Source organism: Paenarthrobacter sp. TE3676 (assembly GCF_056279165.1).
Genome location: NZ_JBWBQU010000006.1, coordinates 302022 through 317511, shown reverse-complemented (window position 1 = coordinate 317511; position 15490 = coordinate 302022). Strand labels below are relative to the sequence as shown.

At 62.9% G+C, this 15490-nt stretch carries 16 protein-coding genes and 1 tRNA gene; 5 read left to right on the top strand and 12 right to left on the bottom strand.

The window, feature by feature from the left end:
• Window positions 1-40: 40 nt before the first annotated feature.
• Window positions 41-1228 (bottom strand): xylose isomerase, encoded by a 1188-nt coding sequence (xylA, locus tag ACZ881_RS16215; protein WP_091471033.1) that lies wholly within the window; start codon window positions 1226-1228, stop codon window positions 41-43.
• Window positions 1229-1310: 82 nt separating this feature from the next.
• On the opposite strand from xylA, the gene ACZ881_RS16210 reads away from it, so the two are divergent.
• The 3 genes from ACZ881_RS16210 to ACZ881_RS16200 all read left to right on the top strand — a co-directional run bounded on the left by ACZ881_RS16210 (window position 1311) and on the right by ACZ881_RS16200 (window position 4084).
• Window positions 1311-2579 carry an ROK family transcriptional regulator gene (locus tag ACZ881_RS16210; protein ID WP_476117040.1) on the top strand — a complete coding sequence of 423 codons (1269 nt, stop codon included), beginning with the start codon at window positions 1311-1313 and terminating at the stop codon, window positions 2577-2579.
• A gap of 150 nt (window positions 2580-2729) precedes the next feature.
• Entirely contained in the window at window positions 2730-3854 is a 1125-nt protein-coding gene (locus tag ACZ881_RS16205) for a YihY/virulence factor BrkB family protein (protein WP_476116946.1), read from the top strand.
• A 5-nt stretch (window positions 3855-3859) separates the two neighbouring features.
• On the top strand, window positions 3860-4084 hold the full coding sequence (locus ACZ881_RS16200; protein ID WP_476116944.1) for a hypothetical protein: 225 nt from the start codon (window positions 3860-3862) through the stop codon (window positions 4082-4084).
• Window positions 4085-4110: 26 nt separating this feature from the next.
• Here the strand turns inward: ACZ881_RS16200 and ACZ881_RS16195 are convergent, their stop codons facing one another.
• From ACZ881_RS16195 to ACZ881_RS16180, 4 genes are all read right to left on the bottom strand, one after another.
• Window positions 4111-4284, bottom strand: coding sequence for a hypothetical protein (locus ACZ881_RS16195; protein ID WP_364308921.1), 174 nt, complete (start codon window positions 4282-4284; stop codon window positions 4111-4113).
• A gap of 389 nt (window positions 4285-4673) precedes the next feature.
• Window positions 4674-5516: a sugar phosphate isomerase/epimerase family protein gene (locus ACZ881_RS16190; protein WP_476116942.1), complete on the bottom strand. Its 843-nt coding sequence runs from the start codon at window positions 5514-5516 to the stop codon at window positions 4674-4676.
• Complete coding sequence (locus ACZ881_RS16185) at window positions 5513-6727, bottom strand: dihydrodipicolinate synthase family protein (RefSeq protein ID WP_364308925.1); 1215 nt, start codon at window positions 6725-6727, stop codon at window positions 5513-5515. Before ACZ881_RS16185 ends, ACZ881_RS16190 begins: the two co-directional genes overlap by 4 nt.
• Window positions 6727-7896 (bottom strand): Gfo/Idh/MocA family protein, encoded by a 1170-nt coding sequence (locus tag ACZ881_RS16180; protein ID WP_091469802.1) that lies wholly within the window; start codon window positions 7894-7896, stop codon window positions 6727-6729. Before ACZ881_RS16180 ends, ACZ881_RS16185 begins: the two co-directional genes overlap by 1 nt.
• Window positions 7897-8094: 198 nt before the next feature.
• On the opposite strand from ACZ881_RS16180, the gene ACZ881_RS16175 reads away from it, so the two are divergent.
• Window positions 8095-9132, top strand: coding sequence for a LacI family DNA-binding transcriptional regulator (locus ACZ881_RS16175; RefSeq protein WP_476116939.1), 1038 nt, complete (start codon window positions 8095-8097; stop codon window positions 9130-9132).
• A gap of 74 nt (window positions 9133-9206) precedes the next feature.
• Here the strand turns inward: ACZ881_RS16175 and ACZ881_RS16170 are convergent, their stop codons facing one another.
• From ACZ881_RS16170 to ACZ881_RS16160, 3 genes are all read right to left on the bottom strand, one after another.
• Entirely contained in the window at window positions 9207-9980 is a 774-nt protein-coding gene (locus tag ACZ881_RS16170) for a sugar phosphate isomerase/epimerase family protein (protein WP_476116937.1), read from the bottom strand.
• Between the two features lie 246 nt (window positions 9981-10226).
• Window positions 10227-10790, bottom strand: coding sequence for a GNAT family N-acetyltransferase (locus ACZ881_RS16165; RefSeq protein WP_476116935.1), 564 nt, complete (start codon window positions 10788-10790; stop codon window positions 10227-10229).
• 21 nt (window positions 10791-10811) lie between these two features.
• Window positions 10812-11666 carry a LysR substrate-binding domain-containing protein gene (locus tag ACZ881_RS16160; RefSeq protein WP_024818365.1) on the bottom strand — a complete coding sequence of 285 codons (855 nt, stop codon included), beginning with the start codon at window positions 11664-11666 and terminating at the stop codon, window positions 10812-10814.
• Between the two features lie 178 nt (window positions 11667-11844).
• Between ACZ881_RS16160 and ACZ881_RS16155 the strand changes: the two genes are divergently transcribed.
• Window positions 11845-13230, top strand: coding sequence for an MFS transporter (locus tag ACZ881_RS16155; RefSeq protein ID WP_476116931.1), 1386 nt, complete (start codon window positions 11845-11847; stop codon window positions 13228-13230).
• A 48-nt stretch (window positions 13231-13278) separates the two neighbouring features.
• Here the strand turns inward: ACZ881_RS16155 and ACZ881_RS16150 are convergent, their stop codons facing one another.
• The 4 genes from ACZ881_RS16150 to ACZ881_RS16135 all read right to left on the bottom strand — a co-directional run bounded on the left by ACZ881_RS16150 (window position 13279) and on the right by ACZ881_RS16135 (window position 15423).
• Window positions 13279-14451 carry a N(5)-(carboxyethyl)ornithine synthase gene (locus tag ACZ881_RS16150; protein WP_476116928.1) on the bottom strand — a complete coding sequence of 391 codons (1173 nt, stop codon included), beginning with the start codon at window positions 14449-14451 and terminating at the stop codon, window positions 13279-13281.
• Entirely contained in the window at window positions 14448-14582 is a 135-nt protein-coding gene (locus ACZ881_RS16145; RefSeq protein WP_011776304.1) for a hypothetical protein, read from the bottom strand. Before ACZ881_RS16145 ends, ACZ881_RS16150 begins: the two co-directional genes overlap by 4 nt.
• A gap of 130 nt (window positions 14583-14712) precedes the next feature.
• On the bottom strand, window positions 14713-15174 hold the full coding sequence (locus ACZ881_RS16140) for a nuclear transport factor 2 family protein (RefSeq protein ID WP_091469817.1): 462 nt from the start codon (window positions 15172-15174) through the stop codon (window positions 14713-14715).
• A 175-nt stretch (window positions 15175-15349) separates the two neighbouring features.
• Window positions 15350-15423: transfer RNA gene (locus ACZ881_RS16135), tRNA-Gly, on the bottom strand.
• Window positions 15424-15490 lie beyond the last annotated feature (67 nt).

Here is a 15490-nt window from a genome sequence, read left to right as displayed (position 1 = left end):
TGGGGAGCCCGGCGGCGGGATGACGGTGGGTGGGAGTGACCTAGCGAGCGCCGAGCAGGTGCTCGATGGCCAGCTGGTTGAGGCGGACGAAGGCGAATGAGCGCTCGGCGGCCTTATCGGCGTCGAACGTGTCGAACGCGCTGGCGTCAGCCAGCAGGTCTGCGGTGGTCTCGCCAGCGTTCAGCGTCGGCTCGCCCAATTCGAAGACGCCTGACGTGGTGAGTGCTTCCTGGACGTCCGGGTCTGCGCGGAAGGCCAGGGCGCGTTCCTTCAGCAGGAGGTACATGGACATGTTGGACTTGGCTGATTCCCAGACGCCGTCGTAACCATCGGTACGGGACGGCTTGTAGTCGAAGTGGCGCGGACCGTCGTACTTCGGACCGCCGTTGGGGAAGCCGTTCTCCAGAAGGTCCACGGTGAAGAAAGCGCTGGTGAGGTCGCCGTGGCCGAAGACAAGGTCCTGATCGTACTTAATGCCGCGCTGGCCGTTGAGATCGATGTGGAAGAGCTTGCCCGCCCACAGGGCCTGGGCGATGCCGTGCGTGAAGTTCAGGCCGGCCATCTGCTCGTGGCCCGTTTCCGGGTTAAGTCCTACGATGTCGCCGTGTTCCAGCTGCGCGATGAACGCCAGGCCGTGGCCGACGGTGGGCAGGAAGATGTCGCCGCGGGGTTCGTTTGGCTTGGGCTCCAAGGCAATCCGAAGGCCGTAACCCTTCTCCTTGATATACCCGGCTGCTGTGTCCACGCCTTCCTTCATGCGATCCAGTGCTGCGGAAAGGTCCTTGGAACCGTCATATTCGCTGCCTTCGCGGCCGCCCCACATTACGAAGGTCTCGGCACCCAGTTCCGCAGCAAGGTCAATGTTCCGGAGGATCTTGCTCAATGCAAAGCGGCGGATGGACCGGTCGTTCGAGGTGAACCCGCCATCCTTGAACACCGGGTGGCTGAACAGGTTGGTGGTGACCATAGGAGTTTTCAGGCCGGTCTCTGCCAAGGCTGCCTTGAAGTTCTTCAGGATCAGGTCCCGCTCGGACGCCGTGGCATCAAAGGGAATCAAGTCATTGTCGTGGAACGTGATGCCATAGGCGCCAAGCTCGCTGAGCTTGTGAACAGCTTCCACCGGATCCAGGGCGGGGCGGGTGGCGACGCCGAACGGATCGGCGCCGGTCCATCCGACGGTCCAAAGGCCAAAGGTGAAGCGGTCCTGCGGGGTGGGCTGCGGGCTCATTTTGCTCCTTTGCAAAGCACTGGGGGAAGAACTGGAAGAAAAGCACTCCAATTAGTTTTCAATCTGAACTATATGGTGGATGATGGATCATGGTCAATGGAAGCCGGCAAAAATTTCTTCGAATCTGCAAGGAGGTCCCGCGCCAGTGAATGAGCAGACCGCACCCGGACGCGTAGGTGACGTCCGCCGTCGAAATCTTTCATTGGTGATGGACTCCATTGCCCGAACCGGAGAAGGCAAGCCCAGCCGCGCGCAGTTGGCCGCGGGAACCGGACTGACCAAAGCGGCGGTTTCCAGTCTGGTCGCCGACCTCGTTGAGTCCGGGCTGGTCTCGGAAGTGGGCCTTTACCGGGACGGGGAGCGGGGACGGCCCGGCCAAGGCTTGGAACTCAGCGCCCGGCGTGGCGTAGTGGGCATGGAGATCAACGTGGACTACTTGGCCGTGGGCCTCGTGGACCTGGGAGGAAACCTCCGATTCCACTCGACTGTTGAATCGCGAAACCGGGGCCTGGCGCCTGAAAAGGTCATGGAACGCCTGGGTGGCCTGGCCGACGAAGCAATAGCCGCCGCGGCCGCTGCGGACATCTCGATCCTCGGTGGCGGGCTGGCGGTTCCGGGTTTGGTGGATGAGCAGCGAAACCTTGTGTTGTCCGCTCCAAACCTGCACTGGGAGCACGAAGCACTGAATCCGCAGGACCTGCTGGAAGGCGCACCGCTTGGCGTCAGGTTGTCCAACGAGGCCAACAGTGCAGCACTCGGAGAGCTTTGGTATGGCGCAGGTCGGCCGGACTTCCTCTATGTTTCAGGGGAAGTGGGTGTTGGCGGGGGAGTCATCATTGGCTCGGAACTTTACACCGGACCTGGCGGATCAGCCGGCGAACTTGGCCACATCGTCGTCCACCCTGACGGGCCTGCTTGTTCCTGCGGTGGGGCGGGGTGCTTGGAAACCTTTGCCGGCCAGGAAGCCATTTTCGAGGCGGCCGGTATCCCCGAAGGATCGCTGGGTGGGCGTACGGAATTGCTGCTTGCGGCCTTGGCTGCCCGGGAGCCGCGGGCCACGCGGGCAGTTCACGACGCCGGGAGGTACTTGGGCGTCGCGCTCGCCTCGTCTGCCCGGCTGATGGATATTGAAGCCGTAGTCCTCGGCGGGCACTTTGCCGTGCTTGCGGAATGGCTCAGGCCGGCGCTGCTCAGCAGTTTGGAGCGCTACGCGCCCGGTCTGCTGGATCCGGGCAACCTGACAGTGTCTACCCTTGAACATTCCGGAACGCTCCTTGGCGCTGCCGGCCAAGTGATCCGCTCAGTGATTGAGTCGCCGTTCGAGTTCCTGCTGGCGAGCAAGCTGGCTTAGCTGTCCGGTGGGTTCCGCGATGATCTTCCGGGGCCAAAGGTCCTGATCGTCGGGGATTAACCGGCGTGGGTTCTTCCGAATGAATCATCAGCATGCTTACTATTGATGGGTCAGTTGTTCGCGCAAAATACCCAAACGGACGAGTGCCCCATGACTACACAAGACTCAGCCCACACCAGCACAGCCAAAGCGCAGAGTGCTCCCTCCCCCAAGGACTCACGCAAGCCGGACAGTCCCAATGACTTGGTGAAGCCCACGTGGATGTACGTTGCCAAGCGGACGTTGCGGGAGTTCACCAAGGATCAGTGTCCGGATGCGGCGGCAGGTCTGACCTACTACGCTGTCCTCTCGCTGTTTCCCGCGCTCCTGGCCTTGGTTTCGCTGATTGGCATCTTTGGCGACGCCGGACGCACAACGTCGGCTCTGCTGGACATTGTCCAACAGTTCGCGCCGGGGCCGGGCGTTGACGCCATGCGCCAGCCGATCGAGGAACTCACGCAGTCCAACACGGCAGGGCTGGCGTTGGTTTTCGGTATTTTGGTAGCGCTTTGGTCGGCCTCCGGCTACACCACAGCTTTCAGCCGGGCCATGAACCGGGTGTATGAAGTGGACGAGGGCCGCGGATTCGTCAAACTGCGCGGCACGATGCTCGCCGTCACTATCGTTGCCGTCGTCGGTGCAGCCATCGCCGCAGCCATGCTGGTCCTCAGCGGCCCCGTGGCCGAGGCTATCGGAGGCGCTATCGGATTGTCGGAGACCGCCCTCACCGTTTGGAACATCGCCAAGTGGCCGGTCCTCATCATCATCGTGGTCGCAATCATCGCTGTGCTCTACTACTTCACCCCCAACGTGAAGCAGCCCAAGTTCCGTTGGATGAGCATGGGTTCCCTCATTGCTCTGCTGATTTTCGCCCTGGCATCGCTGGGCTTCGGCTTCTATGTTGCCAACTTCAGCAACTACAACAAGACGTACGGCGCCCTGGCAGGGGTCATCATCATGCTGCTGTGGCTCTGGATCCTGAACATGTCCCTACTGTTCGGTGCAGAGTTCGACGCCGAGATGGAACGCGGACGCCAACTGCAGGGTGGCATTGAGGCCGAAGAAAGCATCCAGCTTCCGCCGCGCGATACCAAGAAGAGCGACAAGATGCAGGAGAAGGAAGAAGAAGTAGTTCGCCGCGGTGAGGAACTTCGCGAAACCCACGGGAAGGAAACCCCAGGGAACGACGACCCCGGGAACCATTCCCGCGATGAAGATTCCCGAAAGAACAGGTAGCGGCAATGGAGGATCTGGCCATGGCGCCCGGTGCAAGGAGCAAGAAGCTCAAGGCCATAAAGAACGGCGACAGCGTCCGGATCAGTGGTGAGGTTTTCCAAGTCAACTCCGTCGAACCCCAAGACGGCTCGCGGAACATCAGCTTGGAATTGGAAGGGCCCGACGGCGGGTTGGTCACCTTTATCGGCCTGCCGAAGGCCAAAGTGCAGCTCGCGGCGCGAGCTTCCTGAATCCGGGCCAATGGCGGGTTGAAGGCTCAGGCTTCGGCGGGAAAGCCTTGATCTGCGTCATCCCACCAGCCCTCCCAGGCGCTTGAGGTCAGGCGCTTCGTGGCAATGGCGGGGGAGTGCTCGGGGCTGGATTCGCCGGACGGGCCGCTGTGGCTGCCGCTGGCGTCGAGGAAAAAATTCAGGGTCTTCAAGAGCATCATGGTGGTGTCCTTTCAGTGGTTTCGTGGACGTCTTTGTCCAGGTAAAACCAGCGTAGGTGGCCATTGTTTCCTCTCGTCGACGCAATGTTTCAGCTGTGTACCACTTATCTCACCTGCCTACTCCAAGACTTATAGCGGACACAAATAGGGGTGTGCCATCACCACCTTCTTTGGACCCGGAACTGCCGCGACACACCCGCAATGGGGCGTGTCCGGGCAGTCTAAGAATCAAAGTGGGTGGTGGCCGCACCTTCGCCGTGATAGCTGTGGCCCGGAGGGAGATGGGTGGCGCAAAAAAGCGGGCCCCCGCCGTGACCTTGGCAGGAACCCGCTGGTTTTTGGAGTGATCCTCCCGCGGAGCTTAGGGCATCCGCGGGAGGATCACGTGTTTACGCGTACGGGAGGACGAGCTCCGCGTAGCGCTGTTTCATGGTTTCCAGGACGGTATCGCCATCAGCGTCCCAGATTTCCTGGTTGAAGATTTCAACTTCGATGTCGCCCGTGTATCCGGCGTCCCTGACCCAGGTGCCGATGGTCGCGAAGTCGATGACGCCGTCGCCCATCATGCCGCGGGACAACAGCGCGTCCGCAGCGATCGGCAGGTTGAAGTCGCACACCTGGTAGGAGGCGATGCGGTTTTCGCGGCCGGCACGTTCAATCTGAGCCTTCAGCTCCGGATCCCACCAGACGTGGAAGGTGTCGACGGCGACGCCCACCGCCTTCGCGTCGTACGGCGCGGCGAGATCGAGGGCCTGGCCAAGGGTGGAGATGAGCGCGCGATCTGCGGCGTACATCGGGTGCAGGGGTTCCAGCACCAGCCGTACACCGTTCTCGGAAGCGAACGGGACTAGTTCCTCCAGGCGGTCGGCGACGCGCTGGCGTGCAGCGACGACGTCCCTCTCACCCGGAGCGAGCCCACCAACCACCAGGAACAGCTCCTGGGTGTCCAGCGCTACTGCTTCGCGGACGGCCTCGAAGTTGTCGGCCAGTGCTGCGGCCTGCCCTTCAGCGTCGGCCGCGGTGAGAAAGCCGCCGCGGCACAGCGAGGAGACCCGGAGGCCTGCGTCCTTGATGAGCTTGGCTGCCTTATCCAGCCCGGCCTCGGCCACCCGGTCACGCCACGGTCCGATCGCGGGGATGCCGGCGCGGGCGCATCCATCCACAGCCGCAGCAAGCGTCCACTTCTTGGTGGTGGCGCTGTTCAGCGACAGGCGGGAGAAGTCCGCGCTCATGCGCCCACCCCGTTGATCCGCAGGAAGTCAGACATCCGGAACGCTGCCAGTGACGGATCCTTCAGCAGGCCGGCTTGGTCGGCCAGTTCGAAGGTCTTGGCCAAGTGCAGCACCGAACGGCCGGAGTGCAGGCCGCCCACCATCTGGAAACCGGGCTGCTTGCCATTGAGCCAGGACATGAAGGCGATACCGGTCTTGTAGTAGAAAGTGGGTGCACTGAAGATGTGCTTTCCGAGCTCACGGGTGGAGTCCAGGATCGCGCGCCCTTCGCTGCCTTGACCGGCGTCGTACTTCTGCAACGCCACCGAAGCGGCAGGGTAGATGGCGGCGAAGATGCCCAGCAGGGCGTCCGAGTGGTGGGTCTCGTCGCCGTCGATAAGTTCCGGATAGTTGAAGTCGTCGCCCGTGTAGAGGCGGACTTCTTCCGGAAGTGCGGCGCGGAGAGCCACCTCGTGCGAGGCGTCCAGCAGCGAAACCTTCACCCCATCAACCTTGTCCGCGTGCTCGCGGATCAGGCTGAGGAACGTTTCGGTGGCAACGGAGACGTCGTCGGAACCCCAGTATCCGGCCAGTGCGGGGTCGAACATGGTGCCGAGCCAGTGCAGGATGACGGGCTGATCCACTTCCTGCAGGAGTGTCGAGTAGACGTGCAGGTAGTCGTCGGCGCCGCTTGCAACCTTGGCCAAGGCACGGGACGCCATGAGGATGACCTTGGGGCCGGCCTCACTGACGACGGCGATCTGCTCACGGTAGGCGTCGATGACGGCCTGGATACCAGCTGCACCCTCGGGAAGCGTGGCGATGTCCAGCTGATCGGTGCCCGCGCCGCATGAGACGAGATCGCGGACGGACTTGCCGGAAATGGCGGCGTCGCCTGCCGCAACAACGGATGCGGCTTCTGCGCCGGTGCGCTTGATGAGCTGCTGGGTGGCTGCCCAGTCCAAGCCCATGCCGCGCTGCGCGGTGTCCATGGCGTCGGCGACACCCAGGCCGTAGGACCACAACTCGTGCCGGTAAGCGAGGGTGGCGTCCCAGTCGAGCTGCGCAGGTGCGCCGGGAGTGTTGTCAGCGGCGACCTCGGGGATGACGTGGGCTGCTGCATAGGCGCGGCGGGCCGTCAAAGGAGCAGTCGGCTTGGCCCACGATGTGGCTGCCTGAAGGCGGTACTCGCGGGTGCCGCCGTCGTTGGTGGGGAGAATCAGTGACGTCATTAGAGCGTGATCTCCGGGATGTCGATGGTGCGGCGCTCAGCGGAGGACTGCAGGCCGAGCTCGGCCAGCTGGACGCCGCGTGCTGCGGAAAGCAGCCCGAAGCGGTGCTCGCGGCCGGCCACGACGTCGCGCAGGAATTCTTCCCACTGCAGTTTGAAGCCGTTGTCCAGTTCAGCGTTGGCCGGGACTTCCTGCCACTGGCTGCGGAAGGATTCGGTGACGGGCAGGTCCGGGTTCCAGACGGGCTTGGGGGTGTGGGCGCGCTGCTGCGCAACGCACTTGTTCAAACCGGCGACGGCGGAACCGTGCGTGCCGTCGATCTGGAACTCAACCAGTTCGTCGCGGTAGACGCGGACGGCCCAGGAGGAGTTGATCTGGCCGATGACGTCGTCGCCCCCCGGGGTTTCGAGTTCGAAGATGCCGTAGGAGGCGTCGTCAGCGGTGGCCTTGTATTCCTTTCCGGCTTCGTCCCAACGTGCGGGGATGTGCGTGGCAGTCTTGGCGTTGACGCTCTTGACCTTGCCGATGATCCCTTCAAGGACGTAGTTCCAGTGGCAGAACATGTCCGTGGTCATTCCGCCGCCGTCTTCCTTGCGGTAGTTCCAGGACGGGCGCTGCGCAGCCTGGACGTCACCTTCGAAGACCCAATAGCCGAATTCGCCACGGATGGAGAGGATGCGGCCGAAGAAGCCTTCGTCCACCAGGCGGCGGAGCTTGACCAGGCCGGGAAGGTACAGCTTGTCGTGCACGACGCCAGCAGTTACGCCGGCTTCCTTGCCGATCTGTGCCAGCTCGATGGCTTCTTCAAGGGTCTCTGCCGTGGGCTTCTCGGTGAAGATGTGCTTGCCGGCGCGCATGGCCTTCTTCAGGGTGGCGGCGCGGAGGCTGGTCATGGAGGCGTCAAAGACGATGTCCACGGTGGGATCGGCGATGACGGCGTCGAGATCCGTGGTCCATTCGGAAACCTTGTGGAGTTCGGCTAGTTCGCGGATCTTGGCTTCATTGCGGCCAACGAGGATCGGCTCGACCTGAACCTTGGTGCCGTCTTCCAGGGTGAAGCCGCCGGCGTCGCGGATGGGCAGGATGGAACGCAGCAAGTGCTGGCGGTAGCCCATACGGCCGGTGATGCCGTTCATGGCGATGCGGATCGTCTTTGTTTCGTAGCCCATGTTTTCTCCAGTGCCTTGTGTGCCGGTCGCTCTGCGGTTGCCGGTGCTTGCAGTTCTTGATGTGGGAAAGCGCATTCCCGCTGCAATCGATCATGCACCATGACGCGCCGCATTGGCAAGCGCTTTCCCAAAAAATGGTGGAAGACTGCCATAATTTTCTTAGCGCCAGTCCCGACGCTTGCAGAAAAGGAGGGCCCCGTGGCCGCCAGCACACTGAGTGAAGTTGCCCGATTGGCCGGGGTCTCCCTCGCCACCGCATCCCGGGTCCTGAACGGCTCGTCCCGTAAGCCGGCTGAGGATATCGCGGAGCGCGTCCGCGAAGCCGCCGACAAGCTCGGCTATGTTCCCAACGCGCAGGCGCAGGCACTGGCGAAGTCGAGCTCGGGATTGATCGGCCTCATTGTTCATGACATTGCCGACCCCTACTTCTCCGCCATCGCCCGCGGTGTCCAGGAAGCAGCCCGCCAGCAAAACCGCATGGTGTTGCTGGCCAGCACATCCGGCGCCGCGCAGGACGAAAAAGAAGCGGTAGCGGCGTTCGCTGCCCGACGTGCCGACTCCATCGTGATCGCCGGCTCGCGGTCCGTGCGCGCCGAGGACAATCAAGGCAACATCGAACTCGCCGCGGAACTGGACCGCTACTGCCGCAATGGCGGGCATGTGGGGGTTGTTGGCCACCCGGTGGTTGGCGCCTCCACTACTGAGGGCTACCACGTGGTTGATGTCCCCAACGAGGAGCTCGCAGCCGGCCTTGCTGTGGAATTGGCCGCTACGCATGGTGGTGAATTCCTCATCGTTGCGGGTCCCGAAGGGCTGTACACCTCCGACGACCGGGTCCGCGGCTTCCAGCGGGGTCTCGCAGACGCTGGAAGACCCGCAGCAGAGATCATCCGTACCGGCTTCAACCGCGCTGGAGGATACGATGCCGGGCCCGCACTCGCCGAGCGGATCAAGGCCTCCAAAAAACGGCTCTGCATCTTCGCCGTGAACGACGTCATGGCCATTGGCGTTACCGCTGCGCTCCGGCCCGAAGGCGTATGGATTCCCCGGGATGCCACTATCGCGGGTTTTGACGACATCGAAACCCTCCGCGACTTCCGCCCTGCCTTGTCCACGGTGCACCTGCCGCTGGAGGACATCGGCCGCCTGGCCGCCGGCGACCCTGACACCGCGCCGGTCAGCGGCGCGGTGAAACTCCGCCGCAGCACGGAAACTCCGGTGGAAGCGCAAGCCTGACCAAGTCAGAAGGCATAATCGTTAAGGCGCAACGGCCCTGTTTTCAGCGGATGGGCTGGACTGAGTAGCCGGCGCTAGTCCTCGCCCAGTGTGATCGTGTGCAGGAAAGCGGCGTCGTTGAGGACGTTTTCCGGCAGGTCATCCTCAACGAATTCCAGCATGATGTCCATATCCTTGCCGTTGCCGCGCAGGACATCGGTGACTGTCTGCCACAGCAGCTTCCGGTTCCGCAGTGGAAAGCGCTCGGCTTCAGGTCCCCAGGAGAAACAATGCACGCCCGCCAGGTGCGGCAAGACTTCGTGGAGGGACTCAAGCGCCTGCTTGTCCGAAAGTCCGACGGCGGGTTGCCAGTAGGTGCCGACGTTGGGGTGATTCACCCGGTTCAGTAAGTCGAGGGTGGTGGCGGGGGAGTCGGTAAGGGTGTTGCCGTGGTACTCGAATGCGATGGCGATGCCGCGGGCGGCCGCCAGATCGGCAATACGCCGGGTGTCCTGGACCACTGCATCCCAGTGGTCCTCGTTGGCCTCGGCAGAGCCAAGTTTCCCGGCCCACACGCGGATCCGGGGAGCGCCAAGCCCTGTAGCAAGGTCCAGCGCGCGGCCAAAGTCCTCGAACGCGCCGCAGCGGTAGTACGAGCCAAGCGATAGGACCGTCAGTCCGGCGGCTTCAGTGGCCTCCTTGGCGTGCGCCGCTGACTCGGAATCGCTGACGTGCACATCGGTACCCCACTCGATCCCGGCCAAGCCTGCGTCCGAAGAAATTCGGACCACATCGTCTATCCCCTGCGAACGGAGAGTGACGGAACAAATGCCCGGGGTGAGGTCAGCCAGCGTGGTGAGGTCAATCATGGTCACAGGATATCGGGAATGCGCTTACCCGGTAAGGGCGTATCGCCTGTTGAACACATTTGTGCCGACTTCCGCCGTGCGCACCCCTTGAGCACCAAAGCCGCGCCCGTTCCCGCCGCGCGCACCCCCTGAGCGCCAAAGCCGCACCCATTCCCGCCGTGCGCACCAGAGGTTACTGGTGCAAAGCGCGGAAAGTGCAGCGAACGCGCCAAGTCAGCCATGACAGTGACCGCGCACTTCCCCGCGCTACAGATCGATCCAGTACCGTCGGATCGATTCGGTGACACCCAGCGCCGGGGCGAAGCTCGCTGGAGGACGGACGCTCTCAAGGACGCCTCCGCACGACTCGATGGTGCGGGCGGACGCCACATTAGGCTGCTTGCAGGTCACCAGGACGCGCTCCATTCCGAGCGTGCGCCCTTCTTCCATGGCACCCTTCAAGGCAAACTTGGCGAGGCCCTGGCCTCTTGCGCCTGGCCTTATTCCGTAGCCGATGTGTCCGCCCACTTCGGTCAGGTATTCGTTCGCGAGTGCGTGCCTCAGGCTGACGGAGCCCAGGTAGGTAGCATCCCGCACCACCCATATGGTGCTTTGGTTGGCCAATCCCTCGGGAGGCCGGAAGCTCTGCTTGGGCAATTCATGCAGTACTTCAACCCATTTCGCGAAGTCGCTGCTGTCGCGAAGATCCAAGTCGTATCTCGCTGCCACGAAGGCCGCAGAACCGTCTTGGTCCAAAGTTCCCCACTCGTCATAACTTTCCAGCCAGGAGGTATGGAAGCTTGCCGACGGCGTAGTGAGCTTGTGAATCATTCGGTGAGCCTACTACGCCCACTAGTTCGACTTACTCAGCGTCCTGCCCATGATGGCCTGCGTGAGGGCATCGATGACCTCGGCGTTTGCCAGGGGATTCCGGATCAGGGTGAAGTCGACGTCGCCTACCGGCGGCAGCCCGAAACGTTGCGTGATGACCTTCAGGTCCTCGGGCACCAGCGACGCCGGCATCACGGCAACTCCGATGCCGGCACGAACGGCCGCGAGCACTCCGCTGATCTGCTTGGTGCTACAGGTGATCCGCCAGGTCCGGCCTTCGGCTTCCAGTGCATCAATGGCCAGTTTTCGGCTCAGGCTTGGCGCTGGGTAGGCGATCAGTGGGACGGGCGCCCCGGGTTCCAGTACGGTCTGCTCGACGCCGACCCAGGCGAAATTGTCGTGCCGGACCACCGTGCCTTCCTTTGCGCCGGCCACCCATTTCACGAACACCAGGTCCAGCTGGCCGGCATTGAGTCGCTTGTACAGCTGGTCACTTTGGCTGACGGTGAGCTCCAAGTTGATCTGCGGGTACAACTGTCGGAACTCGCGGAGGATTCGGGGGAGGCCAGTGATGGCGAGGTCGTCTGCGGTGCCGAACCGGAGGCGCCCTCTCATGGCCGAACCGGAAAAGTAGCGGGCGGCGGAGTCGTGGGCGGCAAGGATGCTGCGGGCAAAACCGGCCATGGCGTCGCCGTTGTCGGTGAGCCGGACCTCGCGGGTATCGCGGGCAACCAGCACCCGCTTGGCAGCGGCCTCAAGCTTGCGGACATGCTGGCTGACGGTGGGCTGTGCGAGCCCAAGGCGTTCCGCAGCTTTGGTGAAACTCAGCGTTTCCGCGACGGCCAAAAAGGAACGGAGCTGGACAGGTTCGAACACGAAACTCCTAAAGCGCAGGTCAGCGCCGGGCCGGAGTACTGCGCCGCTTTCCCTGGTGCCGCAAGCAGCTCATTGCGTTCCGCAATGCTAGTTATAGGCGCAATACGCTTCCATAATTGCTGCTCGCAACCCTAGCGTTAAACGCATCCCACCGAAACTCTCCATCCGAGGACTACCTTTGGCACCCCCACCGCCTTCAGCGGCAAACGTCAGCCAGCCCGTCATCGATTCCCTATCCGCACCTCAGCCCGCGGACACCGTCACCCAGCCACTCGCCGTCGTGAGTGAAAAGCTGCCCTGGCGGCATACCTTCATCTCCCTGAAGGTCCCCAACTTCAGGATCTTCGCGATCGGTCATTTCATCGCCGTGATCGCGATCTGGATGCAGCGCATCGCCCAGGACTGGATGGTGCTGCAGCTTTCCGGTTCCGTCACCGCCGTCGGAATTACTGTGGCATTGCAGTTCATGCCTTCGCTTTTCCTTGGTCCGTGGGGCGGCATGATTGCCGACCGCTTTGCCAAGCGAAAGATCCTCATCATCTGCCAATCCGCGGCGGCCGTGCTCGCGGCCGCGTTAGCGGTGCTCTCCCTGAGCCAACGCGTCGAGGTGTGGCATGTGTACGTCATCGCCCTGCTTTTGGGCTTCGTGACGGTTCTGGACCAGCCGGCCCGGCAGGTTTTCGTCAATGAGCTCGTCGGCCCTAAATACCTCCGGAATGCCATCAGCGTTAACTCCACAACGTTCCAGCTCGGCGGACTGATCGGTCCCGCCCTGGCCGGTGTGCTGCTTACCGCAGTGGGTGCCGGATGGGCCTTCGCGGCGAACGCCGTAGCCTGCTGCTCCACTGTTGCGATGCTGTTGATCCTCCGCAAGGACCAGTTGCACCTCAGCCAGCCGACCCCTCGCAAGAAGGGAATGCTCCGCGAAGGACTCAACTACGCGCTCAGCAAGCCCACAATCTACTGGCCGTGGTTGATGGCCGGGTTTGTGGCAGTTTTCGCCATGAGCCTGCCGGTGCTGCTGGCCGCCTTCGCGGACAACGTGTACGACGCCGGCGCCGGAGGCTACGGCCTGCTGAACGCCATGGTTGCGCTCGGTGCGCTGATGGGGGCGGTAGCGTCCACACGGCGTCGCCAGTTGCGGTTGCGCTCGGTGGTGACGTCGGCGGGGTTGTACGGGCTCATGCTCTGTGCGTCCTCGCTGATGCCGTCCATGGTGTGGTTCAGCGTCACCATGGTCCTCGCCGGATTCTGGTGCCTCATGTTCCTCACAGCGGCCAACCAAATGGTGCAGACCAGCTCCAACATGAGCATCCGCGGCCGCGTCATGAGCCTGTACCTCGTGGTGCTGATCGGTGGGCAGGCAATCGGCGGCCCCATGATGGGTTGGCTCGCCGAGCACCTCGGTCCCCACCTTGCCGTCCTGATCTCCGGTGGTGTGCCGGCCATCGCGGCTGCGGTTGTCGCCGTCGTACTGGCCCGGAAGTCATCCCTGCACATCAAAGTGGACCTGCGCGATCGGCGTCGGGTGCTGCGGATCGTGCAGGAGCCGCAGACGGCTTAACCAGGATGAAGCGCCCCCGGCAGCCGGGGGCGCTTCATTCTGTGCGGGCTATCTTGGCTGAAGCTGTGCCACTGGCAGGTGTGGGTATTCCGCTGAGCGTCCCTGGAACTCCAGGACGTCCGGATTGCGGATAACACCTTCACGGATCTCAATGGCACGGGAGACGGTCTCGTTGGCATCCCAGCTTTCCGGCCCGGCCACAACAGTGTCCAGGAAGGGAAGCAGGGCTTCGCTGATCTCCCAGCTGGCCGAGTTCCAAAGGTATGACGGACTGTGGTCCACGGCGTAGTAATTAACGTGCCCGCCCACGCGGAACATGGGCTCGTCGAAAGTGGTGGTCCGCGCCCAGCTGAAGCCCATGCCTTCGTCGCAGGACACGTCAACGATCAGGCTGTCCGGCTGGAATTCCGCCAGATCCTCCGTGCGGAGGTAGGTCAGCGGAGCGTTCGGGTCCTGCAGGGTGCAATTGACCACGATGTCCGCCGCGGCCAGGAACGGTGCCAAGGGCTTGCGCCCCTTGTCCGTGATGACTTCGCTGAGGAACGGCGCCTTGCTGTCATGGTCGAATTGCACGATCCGCACTGAATGGATCGGAGACCCGACGGCGGCGACGCCCCGGTTGGTGAGCACCTGGACGTCGTGGACGCCGTGGGCGTTCAGCGCAGTGACAGCACCACGGGCAGTGGCCCCGAAACCGATGACCACAGCGCTGAGGCGGCGGCCGTAATCGCCCGTGGAACCAGTCAATGCCAGTGCATGCAGCACAGAGCAGTAGCCAGCGAGCTCGTTGTTCTTGTGGAAGACGTGCAGGCCGAAGCCGCCGTCGCCCGCCCAGTGGTTCATGGCCTCAAAGGCGATGAGTGTGAGCTTCTTGTCGATGGCAAGCTGGGTGATAGCCCGGTCCTGCACACAGTGCGGCCAGCCCCACAGCGTTTGCCCGTCACGGAGTTCGGCCAGATCCTGGGCCTGCGGCTTGGGGAGGAGGATGACGTCGTTGTTGGCAATCAACTCCTGGCGTGTACCGAGCCCGCCCACCAATGTTTCCAGCTTGCTGTCCGGGACACCGAACCGCTCGCCGTAGCCGTACTCAAAGCGAAGTTGCCGGCGCACTTCCGGAGCAAGGCGTTCCAAGTGCTGCGGGTGGATCGGCAGGCGTCGCTCGTTGGGTTTCAGCGAAGTAGCAAGGACACCAATGCTCAGCGGGCCGGTTGGTGCGGTCACTTCTTATTGCCGGTAGAGGGCTTGGCGGCCTCGGTGGCGGAGGACTCGGAAGCCCGCTTATCCGCGCGTTTTTCCTTGATGGATTTGCTGGATTTCTTTGACGCAGTTTGGCGCGGTGATTTGTCGCCCATGATGGCTCCCTTAGAGCGGAGCCGAAATGGCTCCTGACTCCTGACGATACACCTCCCCGCATCGCTTTGTGGCCGGAGTCACGCGTGCTGGACCGCAGGCCTCTGGCTGACTGGGCCGGCCGGCGTCGGACTATTGAGCCGGCTGAACCGCCGGGCGGCCATGCGTTACACGATGAGTGACGCGATCGGCGGTGTCGTCCACGGTCACAACTTTCTCCACTGGCTCCAGGTAGAAGCGGGCACTGCTGATGATGCCCTCATCTACGCCGAAAATGATGACGCCGGTCATCTCATGCTGGGTGCCATCACGGCGGGCGCCTTTCAGGTGCAGCTCAGTCCACACGCTGGTCCCGCTCACGCTGTGCGCCAACATGCGGGCTGCGATGTCCGGTACGCCGGTGAACAGTTGCTCCCAATTGCTGCGGATAGTGTCCCGTCCCGTGAATCCCCGGGTGGGGTGGGCCGGTGTCTCGTTGACGTAGCCCGGCGCGAAACACTCAGCCAGGGCTTCAAGATCATGCTTGTTCGTGGCTTCCAGCAGGCGGTTGATGACGGCGAGTGGACCCGCCTCACCATCGTCGGTGAGAGTCATTGGAGGACCTCCCGGATAGGTGGATGTACGTAAGAGTTTAGGCTTACGAGGCCTCCCGGTCGACGGGTAAGCGGCCCTCTTTGGTGAGTACCGTCGTCGAGCGCTTTTTTGTTCTTGGACAGGTTTCTGTCCTCGGGCAAAGAGAAGCCCCGGATCACTGGATCCGGGGCTTTCCTGGAGCGGGCGACGGGAATCGAACCCGCGTATCGAGCTTGGGAAGCTAGCGCTCTACCATTGAGCTACGCCCGCATTGCCCGGAAAAACTCCCCGAGCGAGTCCTAGCTTAGCGCAGTTGCAGGACTCCCCATGACCGGCG

Coding starts and splice junctions, on each gene's coding strand:
- xylA (WP_091471033.1), bottom strand. CDS start 1,228: ATGAGCCCGCAGCCCACCCCGCAGGACCGCTTCACCTTTGGCCTTTGG.
- ACZ881_RS16210 (WP_476117040.1), top strand. CDS start 1,311: ATGGATCATGGTCAATGGAAGCCGGCAAAAATTTCTTCGAATCTGCAA.
- ACZ881_RS16205 (WP_476116946.1), top strand. CDS start 2,730: ATGACTACACAAGACTCAGCCCACACCAGCACAGCCAAAGCGCAGAGT.
- ACZ881_RS16200 (WP_476116944.1), top strand. CDS start 3,860: ATGGAGGATCTGGCCATGGCGCCCGGTGCAAGGAGCAAGAAGCTCAAG.
- ACZ881_RS16195 (WP_364308921.1), bottom strand. CDS start 4,284: ATGATGCTCTTGAAGACCCTGAATTTTTTCCTCGACGCCAGCGGCAGC.
- ACZ881_RS16190 (WP_476116942.1), bottom strand. CDS start 5,516: ATGAGCGCGGACTTCTCCCGCCTGTCGCTGAACAGCGCCACCACCAAG.
- ACZ881_RS16185 (WP_364308925.1), bottom strand. CDS start 6,727: ATGACGTCACTGATTCTCCCCACCAACGACGGCGGCACCCGCGAGTAC.
- ACZ881_RS16180 (WP_091469802.1), bottom strand. CDS start 7,896: ATGGGCTACGAAACAAAGACGATCCGCATCGCCATGAACGGCATCACC.
- ACZ881_RS16170 (WP_476116937.1), bottom strand. CDS start 9,980: ATGATTGACCTCACCACGCTGGCTGACCTCACCCCGGGCATTTGTTCC.
- ACZ881_RS16165 (WP_476116935.1), bottom strand. CDS start 10,790: ATGATTCACAAGCTCACTACGCCGTCGGCAAGCTTCCATACCTCCTGG.
- ACZ881_RS16145 (WP_011776304.1), bottom strand. CDS start 14,582: ATGGGCGACAAATCACCGCGCCAAACTGCGTCAAAGAAATCCAGCAAA.
- ACZ881_RS16140 (WP_091469817.1), bottom strand. CDS start 15,174: ATGACTCTCACCGACGATGGTGAGGCGGGTCCACTCGCCGTCATCAAC.